This is a genomic window from Pseudomonas sp. m6p (genome assembly GCF_055760375.1).
On the sequence record NZ_CM147084.1, the window covers coordinates 6,689,103 to 6,708,660 of the forward strand.

Below are 19,558 nucleotides of genomic sequence, written 5' to 3' on the forward strand. Positions count from 1 at the left end.
ATCGCAGCCTGCGGCAGCTCCTACAGGGTTCTTTATTGGATCAGGTACCGGCGATCAACTGCCGAGCCGCCTGGCTGTGATCGGCGATCAGGCCTTTCAGATCCAGTCCTTCAACCTGGCCATCAATCACCCGCCACTGGCCACCAATCATCACCCGATCGGCACGATCGGCACCGCACAACAACAGCGCCGAAATCGGATCATGGCTGCCCGAGAAGCGCAGCTCATCGAGCTTGAACAGCGCCAGGTCCGCCTGCTTGCCCACCGCCAGCTCACCAATGTCGGTACGCCCCAACAGGCTCGCCGAGCCTTTGGTTGCCCAGCCGAGCACGCGTTCCGGGGTGATCTTCTCCGCGCCGTAACGCAGACGCTGGATGTACAACGCCTGCCGCGCTTCGAGGATCATGTTCGACGCGTCGTTCGAGGCCGAACCATCCACGCCGAGACCGAACAGCGCGCCGGCATCGGTCAGATCGATGCTCGGGCAGATGCCGGAGGCCAGACGCATGTTCGAACTCGGGCAATGGCAGATACCGGTGCCGGCCTGGCCGAGGCGAGCGATTTCATCCGGGTTGAAGTGGATGCCATGGGCCAGCCAGGTGCGCGGGCCGAGCCAGCCGACGCTGTCCAGATAATCCACGGTGCGCAGGCCGAAACGCTGCAGGCAGAAATCCTCTTCGTCGAGGGTTTCCGCCAAGTGCGTGTGCAGACGCACGTCGAGTTTATTCGCCAGTTCGGCGCTGGCCGACATGATTTCCGGGGTCACCGAAAAGGGCGAGCAAGGCGCCAGAGCGATCTGGATTTGTGCACCGTCGCCGCGCTCGTGGTACTCGTGAATCAGACGCTGACTGTCGTCGAGAATCACCTGACCTTCCTGCACGGTCTGCTGCGGTGGCAGGCCGCCGTCCTTCTCGCCGAGGCTCATCGAACCGCGCGTGAGCATGGCGCGCATGCCCAGTTCACGCACGGTGTCGACTTGCACGTCGATGGCGTTTTCCAGGCCGTCCGGGAACAGGTAATGATGATCGGCGGCGGTGGTGCAACCCGACAGCAGCAATTCAGCCAAAGCCACTTTCGTCGCGAGGGCGAGTTTTTCCGGAGTCAGCCGCGCCCACACCGGATACAGGGTTTTCAACCACGGGAACAACGGCTGATTGACCACCGGCGCCCAGGCGCGAGTCAGGGTTTGATAGAAATGGTGATGGGTGTTGATCAGGCCCGGCAGGATCACGTGCTCGCGGGCATCGAACACTTCATTGCACGGCGCGGACGGTTGCTGACCGGCCGCCAGCACTTCGACGATCACGCCGTCTTGCAGCACCAGACCGCCACGGGCATCAAGCGCATTGGCCGTGAAAATGGCGAGGGGATTTTTTAACCAGGTACGGGTCGCAGGCATTGTGGCCGGCTCCTCTGAAAGTTGGGTTCAGGGTTGCCAGCTCAGTGTTGCCCTGTCTGCTGATCCAGGGTCGCCGCGTTGGACGAGCTGCGCAGTTTCAAACAAATCGCGACAGCGGGCAAGCCCAACCCGACAAGCCAACACATCACCCTCTGTAGGCGCTGCCGAAGGCTGCGATCTTTTGATCTTGTTTTTTACAATCAAAAGATCGCAGCCTGCGGCAGCTCCTACAGGTGGTTTTCAGTGTTTACCAGGGAATGGTTTCACCCTTGTAGTTGATGAAATGATGCCCACCCTTGCCGGTATACGCATTCACCTGATCAATCAGCCCACGGGTGCTGGTCTCGACATCCAGGTCAGCACCTTCACCGCCCATGTCCGTCTTCACCCAGCCCGGGTGCAGCGACAGCACGGTCAGTTTCTGTTCGCCCAGTTGCGTGACGAAACTGTTGGTCATGGAGTTCAGCGCGGCCTTGCTGGCCTTGTACAGCGCCAGCTCCGGCGCGTCCGGTACGGTCACGCCGCCAAGACCGGAACTCATGAACGCCAGCACGCCGCTGCCGTCGCGGATCTGCCCGACGAAGCGCTGCGCCAGGTTGATCGGCGCCACGGCGTTGGTGAAGAACAACTGGCCGACTTCGGCCAGGGTCGCGCCGCCCGGGGTTTGCACCTCCGGACCTTTGACCCCGGCGTTGACGAACAGCAGGTCGAAAGTCTCGCCCTTGAGCTGTTGGCTCAGGGCGATCACCGCTTGTTGATCGTCCATGTCGAGTTTTTCGATCCGCACCTTGCCCAGCGCTTGCAGCGCCTCGGCCTTTTGCGGATTGCGCACGGTAGCGGTCACTTGCCAGCCGTCGGCCAGCAGGGTTTTCACCAGCCCGAGGCCCAAGCCGCGGGAGGCGCCGATGATCAGTGCGTTTTTTGCCTGGGACATGACGGGGTTCCTTGAATATTACGGTTCACGGATTCAATGGACACGCCTGACCGAGTCGTTGTTGCAACGCTCGTCGCAGCACATCGAACCGGCTCTCAAAAGAGCTGTTGACCCCGGAGCATACTCCAGGCTTTAGCATGCTTGCTTCTCAAATTCGCAGGCCGCTCAGCGATGTTCGCACATCATGTCTACAACACCGCCACTGTGGGAGCTGGCTTGCCAGCGATGAGGCCAGTGACATCACCGCTTTAATGCCCGGCCTGCCACGGCTGCCCCAACGACACCGGCGCATACAACCGAGTCCGCACCGCATCGCGCGACAACAGCACCAACACCACAATCGTCGCCACATACGGCAGCATCGCCAGCAGACTCGACGGAATCGCCAGCCCCAACCCCTGCGCCACCAGGTGCAGGATGCTGGCGAGTCCGAACAGGTAAGCCCCGAGCAACAGCCGCCACACCCGCCAACTGGCAAACACCACCAGCGCCAAGGCGATCCAGCCGCGTCCGGCGGTCATGTTCTCGGCCCACATCGGCGTGTAAGCCAGCGACAGATACGCCCCGGCCAGACCGGCCATCGCCCCGCCGAACAGCACCGCCAGGGTGCGCACGGTCAGCACCGGCAGGCCCATTGCACTGGCCGCGTCCGGGTTCTCGCCGACTGCCTGAATGATCAAGCCGACACGGCTTTTGATGATCACCCACGCCACCAGCGCAAACAGCGCGAATGACAGATACACCAGCAGATCCTGGGCAAACAGCATGCGGCCGATCAGCGGAATCTCACTCAAGTACGGAATCGCCAACGGTTCGAATCCCGCCAGTGGCTTGCCGACCCATGCTGCGCCAACGAAGGTCGACAGGCCCACGCCGAAGATCGTCAGTGCCAGCCCGGTCGCCACCTGATTGGCATTGAACACCAGCGCCACCAAGGCAAACAGTGACGACAGCAGCATCCCCGCAAGCATCGCCAACAACACGCCGAGCCACAGGTTGCCGCTGTTGAGGGCGACGATAAAACCGATCACCGCGCCAAACAGCATCATTCCTTCCTGGCCGAGATTGAGCACGCCGCTCTTCTCGCAGATCAACTCACCCAGTGCCACCAACAGCAGTGGCGTGCCGCAGCGCACCATGGCGTAGAAAATATTGCTCAGCAGATCGATATCCATCACAGCGCTCCGGCGGTTACGGCGGTGGTCGAGGTGCGCCGTGCCCAGCGCAGTTTCAGGCGTGGCCGATAGAGAATCAGCACGTCGCAGGCCAGCAGGAAAAACAGCATCATTCCCTGAAACAATTGGGTGATGGCTTGCGGCAGGTTGAGGGTCATCTGCGCGCTTTCGCCGCCGATGTACAGCAGCGCCATCAGCAGGCTTGAGAACAGAATCCCGATCGGATTCAGCCGGCCGAGAAACGCCACGGTGATTGCTGCATATCCATAGCCGGGCGAGACTTGCGGCACCAATTGCCCAATCGGCCCGGTCACTTCGCAGACCCCGGCCAGCCCGGCCAAACCGCCGCTGATCAACAGCGCGAGCCAGATCAGGCGTTTCTCGCGAAAACCGACAAACCCCGCCGCACGTTTATCCAGACCGAGCACTTTGATCTGAAAACCGACGAAACTTTTCTGCAACAACACCCACACCGCGACCAGCGCGAGCAAGGCGAAATACACCCCGGCATGCACCCGACCATCCTCCATCAGCAGCGGCAGGCGACTGGCGTCGCCGAACATCGCCGACTCGGGAAAGTTGTAGCCGGCCGGATCCTTCAGCGGCCCGTGCACGCAGAACAGCAACAGGTTCAGTGCGATGTAGTTGAGCATGATGCTGGTGAGGATTTCGTTGGCGTTGAAGCGCGTGCGCAACCACGCCGTCAACCCGGCCCAGGCGGCACCGGCGAAAGTGCCGGTGAGCAGGATCAGCACCAGTGCCCAATGGCTTTGCATATCGATGATGTTCACCGCCAGCGCACTGCCGGCGAGCGCGCCGAACAGCAACTGACCTTCAGCGCCGATGTTCCAGATTCGCGCTTGATACGCCACGGCCAGACCGAGTGCGCAAAGCAGAATCGGCAGCGCCTTGACCAACCATTCGGAGACGCCATACAGGTCGCTGATCGGCGCGATCAACAGCGTGTGCAGGGTTTGCAGCGGGTCATGGCCGAGAGCGATGAACAGCAGCGAGCCGCAACCCAATGTCAGCAGCGCCGCCAGCAACGGCGAGCACCACAGCATCAGGCGCGATTGCTGGCCACGGGGTTCGAGGGAAAGCAACATAGGGGGAAACTCCGTCAAAGCGTGGCCGATGAAGGCGCGTCGTTGAATTGCCCGGCCATCCAGCCGCCGACGTCACTCAGCAGGGTGTCGGTGGTGTTTCGCAGCGGTGACAGACGCCCCGCGCACAGGGCGCCGAGGCGGTCGCTGATCTGGAACAGTTCGTCGAGGTCTTCGGAAATCACCAGGATCGCCGCGCCGGCATCGCGCAGGGCAATCAGCGCGCGGTGAATGGTCGCCGCTGCGCCAACGTCCACGCCCCAGGTCGGGTGCGCGGCGATCAGCAGTTTCGGTTGCTGGAGGATTTCCCGGCCGAGGATAAATTTCTGCAGATTGCCGCCGGACAGGCTGCGCGCGGCCGCGTGAGTGCCCGGGGTTTTCACCCCGAAGCGCTGAATGATCTGTTGGGCGAGGGCTTCGACTTTACTGCGCTCGATCAAACCGTTGCTCACCAGCCCCTGTTGAAAGGCCGTGAGCAAGGTGTTGTCGGCCAGGCTCAATTCCGGCACCGCGCCATGGCCCAGGCGTTCTGCCGGGACGAACGCCAGTCCGAGTTGGCGCCGCGCATCCGGGCGCAAAGCGGCGACCGCTTGCCCGGCAAAACAGATCGATGTCGCGCTGTCGCGGGACAGGGTTTGCTCACCGCTGAGCAGCGCCAGCAATTCATCCTGGCCATTGCCCGCGACCCCGGCGATACCGACGATTTCGCCGCTGCGTACTTGCAGGCTGATGTCGCTCAACGAGCAGCCGAACGGATCGGGGTTGTGCCAGCTCAAGCCGTTGACCTGCAAGTACGCCGCGCCACCGCTGACCTTCGGATATTCGCCGATCAGTGCCGCCGCTTCGCCGACCATCATTTGCGCCAACTGCTGATCCGAGCATTCGGCCGGCTCGCAATGCCCGGCGACCCGCCCGCCGCGCAAAACCGTGGCGCTATGGCACAGCGCGCGCACTTCCGCGAGTTTGTGGCTGATAAACAGTATGCTGCAGCCCTCGGCGGCGAGACGGCGCAGGGTGATGAACAATTCCTCGGCCTCTTGCGGCGTCAGCACCGACGTCGGCTCGTCGAGAATCAGCAAGCGAATGTCCTGCATCAGGCAACGAATGATCTCCACCCGTTGCCGCTCGCCGATCGACAGGCTGTGGACAAGTCGCTCCGGCTCCAGCGCCATGCCGTAGCGGCGCGACACTTCGGCAATTGTCGGCTCCAGTTGTTTCGGCGTGCCGGCCCTGGCGCCCATCGCCAAGGCAATGTTCTGCGCGACGCTGAGGGTTTCGAACAGCGAGAAATGCTGGAACACCATGCCGATCCCCAACTGCCGGGCCTGCGCCGGATTACGAATATTCACCCGCTGACCTTGCCAGAGCATTTCGCCGGCATCGGCCTGGGTCACGCCGTAAATGATCTTCATCAGCGTGCTTTTGCCCGCGCCGTTCTCACCGAGCAGGGCGTGGATTTCTCCGGGCGCGATGCTCAGGTCGATGGCGTCATTGGCCAGACAACCGGGGTAGCGTTTGCTGATCTGGCGCAGTTGCAGGCGCGGTGTTGAATCTGGGCTTGGCATGACAGGCTCGACTGGCTTGGAGTTATGCCTGTGGATAAAGCAATTTCCTGGCCATTGAGTCAGGAACCTTGGCGGCTCTCGTACGGCAACGGCTGCCGTAGAGCGTCGAAGGGCAAATGTTCGGGAGGTGCGGCACCAATTGAGAGCAAAGCCGTTGATCAGGCTCCAGTTTTGCCCGTAGGCAACTGATCAAAAAACGAGCAAATGCGTGGGGCCTATGCAGACCCTGCGACTGCGCCAGCCATGAACGGGTTATCCACAGGTTGCTCCACAGTATTTGTGTGCAATTGGGAATCCTTGGCATAAGCGCAGCGGTGCTATCTTCCATTGGTGATAAACAGCGCTAACTATTTGTTTTTACGCGGGATTAATCTTTTTTCAGGTGGAGTGGACGAAAAGTGAGCAAATCGCGCAAAGCCACGTGACAGAAGGGTTACAGCCAGATGTGCTCAGGTTATCCACAGTCGGGTGCACAGCAGATGTGGGCAAGTTGCTGGAATAAAGAAATCCGTCGATGCCCTAAAAGATCGCAGCCTTCGGCAGCTCCCACAGGGGAAACGCAAAGTCCTGTGCAGGAGCTGCCGAAGGCTGCGATCTTTTGCTCATCTAACGCTGCAGCACAATCCGCCCACGGCTCAAATCCGCCAATTGCGTTTGCAGCAAATCGATCTGCGCCTCACCCACCGCCAACTGCAATTCAACACCATTGGCGGTGAAGTTTTCTTCGACGACCAACCCACCCAGGTCCGCCACCCGCAGCTTCACCAGCGCCAGCTCGGCAAAGCCGCAGGCACAGCGCAGCGGCACACGGCTGATCAACTCGATTTTTTCCGCGTTCTGCAGGCACTTGTTGGCGCCGCCGCCATAGGCCCGGGCCAAACCGCCGGTGCCCAGTTGAATGCCGCCGTACCAGCGGATCACCAGCACCGCGACCTGATCGCAATCCTGCGCCTCGATGGCTGCCAGAATCGGCCGTCCGGCAGTGCCGCCGGGTTCGCCATCGTCGTTGCTGCGGTATTGCGCCCCGAGTTTCCACGCCCAGCAGTTATGCGAGGCATTCAGGTCGCTGTGCTGTTCGAAGAACGCCTGCGCGTCGGCGGGGCTGGCGATCGGCGCGGCGAAGGTGATGAAGCGGCTTTTGCGAATCTCTTCGCGGTACTCGCAAAAACCGCTGAGGGTGAAAGGCATAAACGTCTTAAATAGTCGGGGTGAGGCCGCAGCCTTTGAGAATGATGCGGATCAGGTTGTTGCCGGCGTCTTCCATGTCCTGCTTGGTCAGTTTGCTGCGACCGCTGACGCGGCAGATCTGCGTGGCGAAGTCGGCGTAATGCTGGGTGCTGCCCCACAGCAGGAAAATCAGGTGCACCGGGTCCACCGGGTCCATCTTTCCGGCATCGATCCACGCCTGAAACACGGCCGCGCGACCCTGGAACCAGGCGCGGTAATCCTGGTTGAAATACTCGGTCAGGCACTCGCCGCCGCTGATCACTTCCATCGCAAAGATGCGCGAGGCCTGCGGCTGACGGCGGGAGAATTCCATCTTGGCGCGAATGTAGCGGGTCAGCGCTTCGGCGGGATCGTCCTCGGCGGTCAGGGTATTGAAGGTGCTGTCCCACAGCTCGATGATGTTGCTCAGCACCGCCACGTACAACCCAAGCTTGTTGGTGAAGTAGTAATGCAGGTTTGCCTTGGGCAGCCCGGCATTCTGCGCAATGGTGTTCATGCTGGTGCCTTTGTACCCGTGACGGGCGAACTCGTCTTCGGCGGCTTTGAGGATGGTCTCTTCGTTCTTCTGACGAATGCGGCTGGCGGGTTTGCCGCCATGGGCTGGGACTTCAAAGGTCATAGGCACTTCCGGTTTGTCTGTGGGTGCAACCAGTTGCGTTGATAACGCACCCACAGGCATCCGACAAGTCCTGATGCAATAAAACCGTTACGCCTGTTCGATCTTGTTCAACGATGCGCCGGATTCGACGGTCGAGGTTTTCGCCTCCGGCAGCAACAGGCAGAGGATGATCGCGGTCAGGCCACCGCTGGTAATTGCCGAGTCGAACAGGTTCTGCACCAGTTTCGGCAACAGGTGCAGCAGGTTCGGTTGCGCGGCAATGCCCAGGCCGACGCCGAGCGAGGTGGCGATGATCAGCATGCTGCGGCGGTCCAGCGGCGACTGCGCGAGAATCCGCACCCCGGCTGCGGCGACGCTGCCGAACATCACCAGGGTGGCGCCACCGAGCACCGGTTTCGGGATCTGCTGCAGCACCGCGCCGATCATGGGGAACAGGCCGAGACAAAACAGGATCGCACCTATGTATAAACCGACGTAGCGGCTGGCGACGCCGGTCAACTGGATCACGCCGTTGTTCTGCGCAAACGTGGTGTTGGGGAAGGCGCTGAAGGTGGCGGCGATCATGCAGCTGACGCCGTCACCGAGTACGCCGCCGCGCAAACGGCTTATATAAGAAGGGCCGCTGATCGCCTGACGGGCGAGCATGCAATTGGCCGTGAGGTCTCCGACGGTTTCGATGGTGCTGATCAGATAAATCAGCGCGACCGGCAGGAACGCCGTCCAGTCGAAGCTGAATCCGAACTTGAACGGTGCAGGAAGACTCACCAGCGGCAAGTCAGGCAATGCCTGCGGGACCAGTTTCCCGCTGAACCACGCGGCCAGACTGCCCAGCAGCAGTCCGATGATGATTGCCGACAGCCGCACCCACGGCGTGTTCGAGCGGTTGAGCAGGATGATCGTCAGCAACACGAACACCCCCAGCGCGAGATTGCCCGGTGCACCGAAGTCCGGCGCATTGAAACCACCGCCCAGATCGGTAATGCCGACCTTGATCAGGCTGATGCCGATCAGAGTAATGACGATCCCGGTCACCAGCGGCGTGACGACCCGGCGCAATTGACCGATGAAACGGCTGAGGACGATCTGCACCACGGCGCCGAAAAAGCACACGCCGAAGATCATCGCCAGAATGTCCTCCGGGCTGCCGCCACGCTGCTTGACCAGAAACCCGGCCGACAGCACCGCGCCGAGAAAGGCAAAACTGGTGCCCTGCAAACAGATCATCCCGGCGCCGATGCCGAACGGCCGCCGCGCTTGAATAAAGGTGCCGACCCCGGAAACCATCAACGCCATACTGATGAGATACGGCAAGTGCGCGGTCAAGCCGAGAGCCGAGCCGATCACCAGCGGCGGGGTGATGATGCCGACGAAACTGGCGAGCACGTGTTGCAGGGCGGCGAGGATAGCTGCCGGTGGTTTTGGGCGGTCATCGAGGCCGTAGATCAGTTCGCTGGACGGTTCAGAATCTGGCTGCATGGGTTTGGCTTCTTGTTCAGGGATCGAGTTCACCCTTCACTGCAAAAACCTGTCCACTTGCTCAGCTTTCAGGGATTGCGATTGCCAAATGTAGGAGTTGCCGGAGGCTGCGATCTGTTGATCTTGCTTTCAACGCGTCGCCGCCAGGCTCTCCAGAAAGCTCTCGAGCACCAAATGAGGGCGCCGCCCCTTGCGCGTGACCGATGCGAGGCTCAAGTCATAAAAACGCGTCGTCGATTTCAGCGGACGCAAGCGCCCTTGCTGCACCCACAGACTGGCGTAGTGATCCGGCAGATAACCGATATAACGCCCGGTCAGAATCAGAAACGCCATGCCCTCACGGTCGGAAGCGCTGGCGGTGCAGTTGAGTGCCTGGTAATGCGCCTGAATTTCCGCCGGCAAACGGAACGTCGGCGCAATCGCGTCCTGACTGTTCAGGCGTTCGTCATCCAGTTGCTTGTCATCGACATAAAACAGCGGATGACCCACTGCGCAATAAAGCAGCGAGCGCTCGCTGTACAACGGCTGATATTCCAGCCCCGACAGTGCACTGGCCTGCGGCACCACGCCGACATGCAGGCGGCCGTCGAGCACGCCTTGTTCGACTTCATTGGGCGCGATCATGCGGATCTGGATCTGCACGTCCGGCCCACGTTCCTTCAACTGGGCGAGGGCATGGGTGATGCGCATGTGGGGCAGGGTGACGAGGTTGTCGGTGAGGCCGATGATCAGTTCGCCGCGCAGGTGCTGGTGCAATCCGTTGACCTCGGTGCGGAAACTTTCCAGCGCACTTAATAGTTGCAGCGCCGATTGATAAACCTCGCGGCCTTCTTCGGTCAACGAGAATCCGGCGCGGCCACGCTGACACAAGCGCAGGCCGAGGCGCTGTTCCAGATCGCTCATCTGCTGGCTGATCGCCGAGCGCCCGATGCCGAGCACTGTTTCCGCCGCCGAGAAGCCGCCGCACTCCACCACACTGCGGAAAATCCGCAGCAGGCGAATATCAAAATCACTGACCTGGGCCAGCGGATCGGGGCGACGACTGCTCATGCTGTTGTTCTCATTGTTTAGCAGGCTTCTAACTGAAGGTTAGAAAAGTTGGATTTCACCGACTTTATCGCCGTGGCAATTTAGCTGCAACAACGCTTTTTATCTCCCTGATGCTTGTGCCCTGCGAGGTTTTGCCCGATGAACATGCCTGAAAACGCGCCGTCGCCACTGGCCAGCCAACTGAAGCTGGACGCGCACTGGATGCCGTACACCGCCAACCGCAACTTCCAGCGCGATCCGCGTCTGATCGTTGGTGCCGAGGGCAGCTGGCTGTTCGATGACAAGGGCCGCAAGATCTACGATTCGCTGTCCGGTCTGTGGACCTGCGGCGCCGGGCACACCCGCAAGGAAATTCAGGAAGCGGTCGCCAAGCAACTGGGCACCCTCGATTACTCGCCGGGCTTCCAGTACGGCCATCCGCTGTCATTCCAACTGGCGGAAAAAATCACTGATCTGACCCCGGGCAATCTGAACCACGTGTTCTTCACCGACTCCGGCTCCGAGTGTGCCGACACCGCGGTGAAAATGGTCCGTGCCTACTGGCGTCTGAAAGGTCAGTCGACCAAGACCAAAATGATCGGCCGTGCCCGCGGTTATCACGGCGTGAACATCGCCGGCACCAGCCTCGGCGGCGTCAACGGCAACCGCAAACTGTTCGGCCAGGCGATGATGGACGTCGATCACCTGCCGCACACGTTGCTGGCCAGCAACGCATTCTCCCGTGGCATGCCGGAGCAGGGCGGCATCGCTCTGGCCGATGAGCTGCTGAAGTTGATCGAACTGCACGACGCTTCGAACATCGCGGCGGTCTTCGTTGAGCCAATGGCCGGTTCCGCTGGCGTACTGGTTCCACCGCAGGGTTACCTGAAGCGTCTGCGCGAGATCTGCGATCAACACAACATCCTGCTGGTGTTCGACGAAGTGATCACCGGTTTCGGCCGCACCGGATCGATGTTTGGCGCCGAGAGCTTTGGCGTGACCCCGGACCTGATGTGTATCGCCAAGCAAGTCACCAACGGCGCGATCCCGATGGGCGCGGTGATTGCCAGCTCCGAGATCTACCAGACCTTCATGAATCAGCCGACGCCGGAATATGCGGTGGAATTCCCCCACGGCTACACCTACTCGGCGCATCCGGTGGCGTGCGCCGCTGGCCTGGCGGCACTCGATCTGCTGCAAAAGGAAAACCTGGTGCAGAGCGTGGCCGAAGTCGCGCCGCATTTCGAAAATGCCTTGCACGGCCTGAAAGGTTCGAAGAACGTCATCGATATCCGTAACTACGGCCTGGCCGGTGCGATCCAGATTGCCGCCCGCGACGGCGACGCCATTGTGCGTCCGTTCGAAGCCGGCATGGCCCTGTGGAAAGCCGGGTTCTACGTGCGCTTCGGCGGCGACACCCTGCAGTTCGGCCCAACCTTCAACAGCAAGCCGCAAGACCTCGATCGTCTGTTCGATGCGGTTGGCGAAGTGCTGAACAAGCTCGACTGATTTTTCCCTCTATATATACCTGCGAATAACAGGCGCCCCATGCGGGCGTCTGTACACAAGAGTTCAGGAGTTTTCGATGAGCGTTATCCCGCATTTGATCAATGGCGAACTGGTGACCGAGAACGGTCGCGCGGTTGATGTGTTCAACCCGTCCACCGGTCAGGCAATCCACAAGCTGCCGCTGGCCACCCGCGAAACCATTCAACACGCGATCGACGCCGCCAAGGCCGCGTTCCCGGCATGGCGCAACACCCCGCCGGCCAAACGTGCCCAGGTGATGTTCCGCTTCAAGCAATTGCTGGAGCAGAACGAAGCGCGCATCTCGCAATTGATCAGCGAAGAACACGGCAAGACCCTCGAAGACGCCGCCGGTGAACTGAAGCGTGGTATCGAGAACGTCGAGTTCGCCTGCGCCGCGCCGGAAATCCTCAAGGGCGAGTACAGCCGCAACGTCGGCCCGAACATCGACGCCTGGTCGGACTTCCAGCCACTGGGTGTGGTGGCCGGTATCACGCCGTTCAACTTCCCGGCGATGGTGCCGCTGTGGATGTACCCGTTGGCGATCGTCTGCGGTAACTGCTTCATTCTCAAACCATCCGAGCGTGACCCGAGCTCGACGCTGCTGATCGCCCAACTGCTGCTGGAAGCCGGTTTGCCGAAAGGCGTGCTGAGCGTGGTGCATGGCGACAAGACTGCAGTGGACGCGCTGATTGAAGCGCCGGAAGTCAAAGCGCTGAGCTTTGTTGGCTCGACGCCAATTGCCGAATACATCTACGCCGAAGGTACCAAGCGCGGCAAACGCGTTCAGGCACTGGGCGGGGCGAAGAACCATGCGGTGTTGATGCCGGATGCGGACCTGGACAATGCAGTCAGCGCATTGATGGGCGCGGCTTACGGTTCGTGCGGTGAGCGCTGCATGGCGATTTCGGTCGCGGTGTGTGTCGGCGATCAGGTGGCGGATGCACTGGTTGCGAAACTGGTTCCACAGATCAAGGCGCTGAAAATCGGTGCCGGCACTTCGTGTGGGCTGGACATGGGACCACTGGTAACCGGTCAGGCGCGGGACAAGGTCAGCGGTTATGTCGATGACGGCGTAGCAGCGGGCGCGACCCTGGTGGTCGATGGTCGCGGCTTGAGCATTCCAGGTAACGAAGAGGGCTTCTTCCTCGGCGGCTGCCTGTTCGACAACGTCACCCCTGAAATGCGCATCTATAAGGAGGAGATCTTCGGGCCGGTGTTGTGCGTGGTTCGCGTGAACAGCCTGGAAGAGGCGATGAAGCTGATCAACGATCACGAATACGGTAATGGCACCTGCATCTTCACCCGTGACGGTGAAGCGGCGCGTCTGTTCTGTGACGAGATTGAAGTCGGCATGGTCGGCGTCAACGTACCACTGCCGGTACCGGTGGCTTACCACAGCTTCGGTGGCTGGAAGCGTTCGCTGTTCGGCGACCTGCATGCCTATGGCCCGGATGGTGTGCGCTTCTATACCCGTCGCAAGGCCATCACCCAGCGCTGGCCGCAGCGTGCGAGCCATGAGGCTTCGCAATTCGCTTTCCCTAGCTTGTAAGTAGAAGGCATGACGAAGGCCGACCTCTAGAGGTCGGCCTTCGTGTTTTCGAGGCTTTTTGACCGATATGACAGAAATGTGAAAAAAGCTGTTGACGGCAGATTCTGGAGGTCTATAATTCGCCCCACTTCCGGCGCAGTCGAAACGGAAAACTCCTTGAGATTCAATGAGTTACGCGGTTTTCGACAGTGGGCGGCTTCAGTTCATCGAGGCCTGGAAGGAGTTGAAAAGAGCGGTGATGTTTGGCTCTTTTGACGGTTCGATCTTCTCGGTCGAAAGCGGTGAAAGAGAGGTGTTGACAGCAGCGTGTAACGCTGTAGAATTCGCCTCCCGCTAACGAGAGATCGGAAGCGCAAGTGGTTGAAGTTGTTGAAGAATTCTTCGAAAACTTCTGAAAATAATCACTTGACAGCAAATGAGGCTGCTGTAGAATGCGCGCCTCGGTTGAGACGAAAGATCTTAACCAACCGCTCTTTAACAACTGAATCAAGCAATTCGTGTGGGTGCTTGTGGAGTCAGACTGATAGTCAACAAGATTATCAGCATCACAAGTTACTCCGCGAGAAATCAAAGATGTAACCAACGATTGCTGAGCCAAGTTTAGGGTTTCTTAAAAACCCAAAGATGTTTGAACTGAAGAGTTTGATCATGGCTCAGATTGAACGCTGGCGGCAGGCCTAACACATGCAAGTCGAGCGGATGAAAGGAGCTTGCTCCTGGATTCAGCGGCGGACGGGTGAGTAATGCCTAGGAATCTGCCTGGTAGTGGGGGACAACGTTTCGAAAGGAACGCTAATACCGCATACGTCCTACGGGAGAAAGCAGGGGACCTTCGGGCCTTGCGCTATCAGATGAGCCTAGGTCGGATTAGCTAGTTGGTGAGGTAATGGCTCACCAAGGCGACGATCCGTAACTGGTCTGAGAGGATGATCAGTCACACTGGAACTGAGACACGGTCCAGACTCCTACGGGAGGCAGCAGTGGGGAATATTGGACAATGGGCGAAAGCCTGATCCAGCCATGCCGCGTGTGTGAAGAAGGTCTTCGGATTGTAAAGCACTTTAAGTTGGGAGGAAGGGTTGTAGATTAATACTCTGCAATTTTGACGTTACCGACAGAATAAGCACCGGCTAACTCTGTGCCAGCAGCCGCGGTAATACAGAGGGTGCAAGCGTTAATCGGAATTACTGGGCGTAAAGCGCGCGTAGGTGGTTTGTTAAGTTGGATGTGAAATCCCCGGGCTCAACCTGGGAACTGCATCCAAAACTGGCAAGCTAGAGTATGGTAGAGGGTGGTGGAATTTCCTGTGTAGCGGTGAAATGCGTAGATATAGGAAGGAACACCAGTGGCGAAGGCGACCACCTGGACTAATACTGACACTGAGGTGCGAAAGCGTGGGGAGCAAACAGGATTAGATACCCTGGTAGTCCACGCCGTAAACGATGTCAACTAGCCGTTGGGAGCCTTGAGCTCTTAGTGGCGCAGCTAACGCATTAAGTTGACCGCCTGGGGAGTACGGCCGCAAGGTTAAAACTCAAATGAATTGACGGGGGCCCGCACAAGCGGTGGAGCATGTGGTTTAATTCGAAGCAACGCGAAGAACCTTACCAGGCCTTGACATCCAATGAACTTTCCAGAGATGGATTGGTGCCTTCGGGAACATTGAGACAGGTGCTGCATGGCTGTCGTCAGCTCGTGTCGTGAGATGTTGGGTTAAGTCCCGTAACGAGCGCAACCCTTGTCCTTAGTTACCAGCACGTTATGGTGGGCACTCTAAGGAGACTGCCGGTGACAAACCGGAGGAAGGTGGGGATGACGTCAAGTCATCATGGCCCTTACGGCCTGGGCTACACACGTGCTACAATGGTCGGTACAGAGGGTTGCCAAGCCGCGAGGTGGAGCTAATCCCACAAAACCGATCGTAGTCCGGATCGCAGTCTGCAACTCGACTGCGTGAAGTCGGAATCGCTAGTAATCGCGAATCAGAATGTCGCGGTGAATACGTTCCCGGGCCTTGTACACACCGCCCGTCACACCATGGGAGTGGGTTGCACCAGAAGTAGCTAGTCTAACCTTCGGGAGGACGGTTACCACGGTGTGATTCATGACTGGGGTGAAGTCGTAACAAGGTAGCCGTAGGGGAACCTGCGGCTGGATCACCTCCTTAATCGACGACATCAGCTGCTCCATAAGTTCCCACACGAATTGCTTGATTCATTGAAGAAGACGATAGAAGCAGCCCGAAATTGGGTCTGTAGCTCAGTTGGTTAGAGCGCACCCCTGATAAGGGTGAGGTCGGCAGTTCGAATCTGCCCAGACCCACCAATTTTGTGTGGGAAACCTGTAGAAATACGGGGCCATAGCTCAGCTGGGAGAGCGCCTGCCTTGCACGCAGGAGGTCAGCGGTTCGATCCCGCTTGGCTCCACCACCACTGCTTCTGAAGTTTGAAAGCTTAGAAATGAGCATTCCATCGCTGTGATGGTGAATGCTGATTTCTAGTCTTTTGATTAGATCGTTCTTTAAAAATTTGGGTATGTGATAGAAAGATAGACTGAACGTTACTTTCACTGGTAACGGATCAGGCTAAGGTAAAATTTGTGAGTGACTCTTAAGAGTTTTGCGAATTTTCGGCGAATGTCGTCTTCACAGTATAACCAGATTGCTTGGGGTTATATGGTCAAGTGAAGAAGCGCATACGGTGGATGCCTTGGCAGTCAGAGGCGATGAAAGACGTGGTAGCCTGCGAAAAGCTTCGGGGAGTCGGCAAACAGACTTTGATCCGGAGATGTCTGAATGGGGGAACCCAGCCATCATAAGATGGTTATCTTGTACTGAATACATAGGTGCAAGAGGCGAACCAGGGGAACTGAAACATCTAAGTACCCTGAGGAAAAGAAATCAACCGAGATTCCCTTAGTAGTGGCGAGCGAACGGGGACTAGCCCTTAAGTGGCTTTGAGATTAGCGGAACGCTCTGGAAAGTGCGGCCATAGTGGGTGATAGCCCTGTACGCGAAAGTCTCTTAGTCATGAAATCGAGTAGGACGGAGCACGAGAAACTTTGTCTGAATATGGGGGGACCATCCTCCAAGGCTAAATACTACTGACTGACCGATAGTGAACTAGTACCGTGAGGGAAAGGCGAAAAGAACCCCGGAGAGGGGAGTGAAATAGATCCTGAAACCGTATGCGTACAAGCAGTGGGAGCAGACTTTGTTCTGTGACTGCGTACCTTTTGTATAATGGGTCAGCGACTTATTTTCAGTGGCGAGCTTAACCGAATAGGGGAGGCGTAGCGAAAGCGAGTCTTAATAGGGCGTCTAGTCGCTGGGAATAGACCCGAAACCGGGCGATCTATCCATGGGCAGGTTGAAGGTTAGGTAACACTGACTGGAGGACCGAACCGACTACCGTTGAAAAGTTAGCGGATGACCTGTGGATCGGAGTGAAAGGCTAATCAAGCTCGGAGATAGCTGGTTCTCCTCGAAAGCTATTTAGGTAGCGCCTCATGTATCACTGTAGGGGGTAGAGCACTGTTTCGGCTAGGGGGTCATCCCGACTTACCAAACCGATGCAAACTCCGAATACCTACAAGTGCCGAGCATGGGAGACACACGGCGGGTGCTAACGTCCGTCGTGAAAAGGGAAACAACCCAGACCGTCAGCTAAGGTCCCAAAGTTATGGTTAAGTGGGAAACGATGTGGGAAGGCTTAGACAGCTAGGAGGTTGGCTTAGAAGCAGCCACCCTTTAAAGAAAGCGTAATAGCTCACTAGTCGAGTCGGCCTGCGCGGAAGATGTAACGGGGCTCAAACCATACACCGAAGCTACGGGTATCACGCAAGTGATGCGGTAGAGGAGCGTTCTGTAAGCCTGTGAAGGTGAGTTGAGAAGCTTGCTGGAGGTATCAGAAGTGCGAATGCTGACATGAGTAACGACAATGGGTGTGAAAAACACCCACGCCGAAAGACCAAGGTTTCCTGCGCAACGTTAATCGACGCAGGGTTAGTCGGTCCCTAAGGCGAGGCTGAAAAGCGTAGTCGATGGAAAACAGGTTAATATTCCTGTACTTCTGGTTATTGCGATGGAGGGACGGAGAAGGCTAGGCCAGCTTGGCGTTGGTTGTCCAAGTTTAAGGTGGTAGGCTGAGATCTTAGGTAAATCCGGGATCTTAAGGCCGAGAGCTGATGACGAGTTACCTTTCAGGTGACGAAGTGGTTGATGCCATGCTTCCAAGAAAAGCTTCTAAGCTTCAGATAACCAGGAACCGTACCCCAAACCGACACAGGTGGTTGGGTAGAGAATACCAAGGCGCTTGAGAGAACTCGGGTGAAGGAACTAGGCAAAATGGCACCGTAACTTCGGGAGAAGGTGCGCCGGTGAGGGTGAAGGACTTGCTCCGTAAGCTCATGCCGGTCGAAGATACCAGGCCGCTGCGACTGTTTATTAAAAACACAGCACTCTGCAAACACGAAAGTGGACGTATAGGGTGTGACGCCTGCCCGGTGCCGGAAGGTTAATTGATGGGGTTAGCTAACGCGAAGCTCTTGATCGAAGCCCCGGTAAACGGCGGCCGTAACTATAACGGTCCTAAGGTAGCGAAATTCCTTGTCGGGTAAGTTCCGACCTGCACGAATGGCGTAACGATGGCGGCGCTGTCTCCACCCGAGACTCAGTGAAATTGAAATCGCTGTGAAGATGCAGTGTATCCGCGGCTAGACGGAAAGACCCCGTGAACCTTTACTATAGCTTTGCACTGGACTTTGAATTTGCTTGTGTAGGATAGGTGGGAGGCTTTGAAGCGTGGACGCCAGTTCGCGTGGAGCCATCCTTGAAATACCACCCTGGCAACTTTGAGGTTCTAACTCAGGTCCGTTATCCGGATCGAGGACAGTGTATGGTGGGTAGTTTGACTGGGGCGGTCTCCTCCTAAAGAGTAACGGAGGAGTACGAAGGTGCGCTCAGACCGGTCGGAAATCGGTCGTAGAGTATAAAGGCAAAAGCGCGCTTGACTGCGAGACAGACACGTCGAGCAGGTACGAAAGTAGGTCTTAGTGATCCGGTGGTTCTGTATGGAAGGGCCATCGCTCAACGGATAAAAGGTACTCCGGGGATAACAGGCTGATACCGCCCAAGAGTTCATATCGACGGCGGTGTTTGGCACCTCGATGTCGGCTCATCACATCCTGGGGCTGAAGCCGGTCCCAAGGGTATGGCTGTTCGCCATTTAAAGTGGTACGCGAGCTGGGTTTAGAACGTCGTGAGACAGTTCGGTCCCTATCTGCCGTGGACGTTTGAGATTTGAGAGGGGCTGCTCCTAGTACGAGAGGACCGGAGTGGACGAACCTCTGGTGTTCCGGTTGTCACGCCAGTGGCATTGCCGGGTAGCTATGTTCGGGAAAGATAACCGCTGAAAGCATCTAAGCGGGAAACTTGCCTCAAGATGAGATCTCACTGGAACCTTGAGTTCCCTGAAGGGCCGTCGAAGACTACGACGTTGATAGGTTGGGTGTGTAAGCGCTGTGAGGCGTTGAGCTAACCAATACTAATTGCCCGTGAGGCTTGACCATATAACACCCAAGCAATCTGAATGCTCGAAAGAGACCAGATTGCGGTGTGTGAAGACGCAATGAACCGAAAGTTCGCGCAGCTCACAAAGCACCTGTATCACATACCCGATTTGCTGAAGCGAGGCCAGTTGGTCACGAGTCAGTACCCGAATTTCTTGACGACCATAGAGCGTTGGAACCACCTGATCCCATCCCGAACTCAGAAGTGAAACGATGCATCGCCGATGGTAGTGTGGGGTTTCCCCATGTGAGAGTAGGTCATCGTCAAGATTAAATTCCGAAACCCCAATTGCGAAAGCAGTTGGGGTTTTGTTTTGTCCGCAGGAAAGTTCCTACGGAACGCGGTATGCCCTTCCGGCTGTCACAGCCTGCCGACAGTGCTAA

General features: G+C 58.0%; 12 protein-coding genes, 2 tRNA genes and 3 rRNA genes. 8 read left to right on the plus strand and 9 right to left on the minus strand.

Annotated features, from left to right (window positions below; genetic code table 11):
• Positions 1–40: 40 nt before the first annotated feature.
• From ACYZUM_RS30465 to ACYZUM_RS30505, 9 genes are all read right to left on the minus strand, one after another.
• Positions 41–1,399, minus strand: coding sequence for an 8-oxoguanine deaminase (locus ACYZUM_RS30465; RefSeq protein ID WP_108181598.1), 1,359 nt, complete (start codon positions 1,397–1,399; stop codon positions 41–43).
• Positions 1,400–1,646: 247 nt separating this feature from the next.
• Complete coding sequence (locus ACYZUM_RS30470; protein WP_473061218.1) at positions 1,647–2,333, minus strand: SDR family oxidoreductase; 687 nt, start codon at positions 2,331–2,333, stop codon at positions 1,647–1,649.
• A 248-nt stretch (positions 2,334–2,581) separates the two neighbouring features.
• Positions 2,582–3,508 carry an ABC transporter permease gene (locus ACYZUM_RS30475; protein WP_003221385.1) on the minus strand — a complete coding sequence of 309 codons (927 nt, stop codon included), beginning with the start codon at positions 3,506–3,508 and terminating at the stop codon, positions 2,582–2,584.
• Positions 3,508–4,614, minus strand: coding sequence for an ABC transporter permease (locus tag ACYZUM_RS30480; RefSeq protein ID WP_041067939.1), 1,107 nt, complete (start codon positions 4,612–4,614; stop codon positions 3,508–3,510). The genes ACYZUM_RS30475 and ACYZUM_RS30480 overlap by 1 nt, the downstream gene beginning before the upstream one ends.
• 14 nt (positions 4,615–4,628) lie before the next feature.
• Positions 4,629–6,176 (minus strand): ABC transporter ATP-binding protein, encoded by a 1,548-nt coding sequence (locus ACYZUM_RS30485; RefSeq protein ID WP_108181599.1) that lies wholly within the window; start codon positions 6,174–6,176, stop codon positions 4,629–4,631.
• Between the two features lie 606 nt (positions 6,177–6,782).
• Positions 6,783–7,364 (minus strand): IMPACT family protein, encoded by a 582-nt coding sequence (locus ACYZUM_RS30490; RefSeq protein ID WP_108181600.1) that lies wholly within the window; start codon positions 7,362–7,364, stop codon positions 6,783–6,785.
• Between the two features lie 7 nt (positions 7,365–7,371).
• Positions 7,372–8,022, minus strand: a complete 651-nt coding sequence (locus tag ACYZUM_RS30495) for a TetR/AcrR family transcriptional regulator (RefSeq protein WP_027613646.1) — start codon at positions 8,020–8,022, stop codon at positions 7,372–7,374.
• 87 nt (positions 8,023–8,109) lie between these two features.
• The gene (locus ACYZUM_RS30500; protein WP_108181601.1) at positions 8,110–9,498 is read right to left on the minus strand and encodes a uracil-xanthine permease family protein; all 1,389 of its coding nucleotides are present in this window, start codon (positions 9,496–9,498) and stop codon (positions 8,110–8,112) included.
• A gap of 129 nt (positions 9,499–9,627) precedes the next feature.
• Positions 9,628–10,548 carry a LysR family transcriptional regulator gene (locus ACYZUM_RS30505; RefSeq protein WP_108181602.1) on the minus strand — a complete coding sequence of 307 codons (921 nt, stop codon included), beginning with the start codon at positions 10,546–10,548 and terminating at the stop codon, positions 9,628–9,630.
• A 138-nt stretch (positions 10,549–10,686) separates the two neighbouring features.
• Here ACYZUM_RS30505 and aptA point away from each other — a divergent pair, with 138 nt between their 5' ends.
• From aptA to rrf, 8 genes are all read left to right on the plus strand, one after another.
• Positions 10,687–12,036 carry an omega-aminotransferase AptA gene (gene aptA, locus ACYZUM_RS30510; protein WP_041067922.1) on the plus strand — a complete coding sequence of 450 codons (1,350 nt, stop codon included), beginning with the start codon at positions 10,687–10,689 and terminating at the stop codon, positions 12,034–12,036.
• Between the two features lie 76 nt (positions 12,037–12,112).
• A complete protein-coding gene (locus ACYZUM_RS30515) occupies positions 12,113–13,606 on the plus strand; it encodes a CoA-acylating methylmalonate-semialdehyde dehydrogenase (protein ID WP_041067919.1) in 1,494 nt (497 codons plus the stop codon).
• 166 nt (positions 13,607–13,772) lie between these two features.
• The gene (locus tag ACYZUM_RS30520; RefSeq protein WP_473061219.1) at positions 13,773–13,943 is read left to right on the plus strand and encodes a hypothetical protein; all 171 of its coding nucleotides are present in this window, start codon (positions 13,773–13,775) and stop codon (positions 13,941–13,943) included.
• Positions 13,944–14,236: 293 nt separating this feature from the next.
• A 16S ribosomal RNA gene (locus ACYZUM_RS30525) occupies positions 14,237–15,773 on the plus strand.
• Positions 15,774–15,854: 81 nt separating this feature from the next.
• A tRNA-Ile gene (locus ACYZUM_RS30530) sits at positions 15,855–15,931 on the plus strand.
• A 28-nt stretch (positions 15,932–15,959) separates the two neighbouring features.
• Positions 15,960–16,035: transfer RNA gene (locus ACYZUM_RS30535), tRNA-Ala, on the plus strand.
• Positions 16,036–16,282: 247 nt separating this feature from the next.
• Positions 16,283–19,174, plus strand: a 23S ribosomal RNA gene (locus tag ACYZUM_RS30540).
• 154 nt (positions 19,175–19,328) lie between these two features.
• Positions 19,329–19,444: ribosomal RNA gene (rrf, locus tag ACYZUM_RS30545) — 5S ribosomal RNA — on the plus strand.
• Together the 16S, 23S and 5S rRNA genes with 2 tRNA genes alongside form the textbook arrangement of a ribosomal RNA operon.
• The last annotated feature ends 114 nt before the right edge of the window (positions 19,445–19,558 follow it).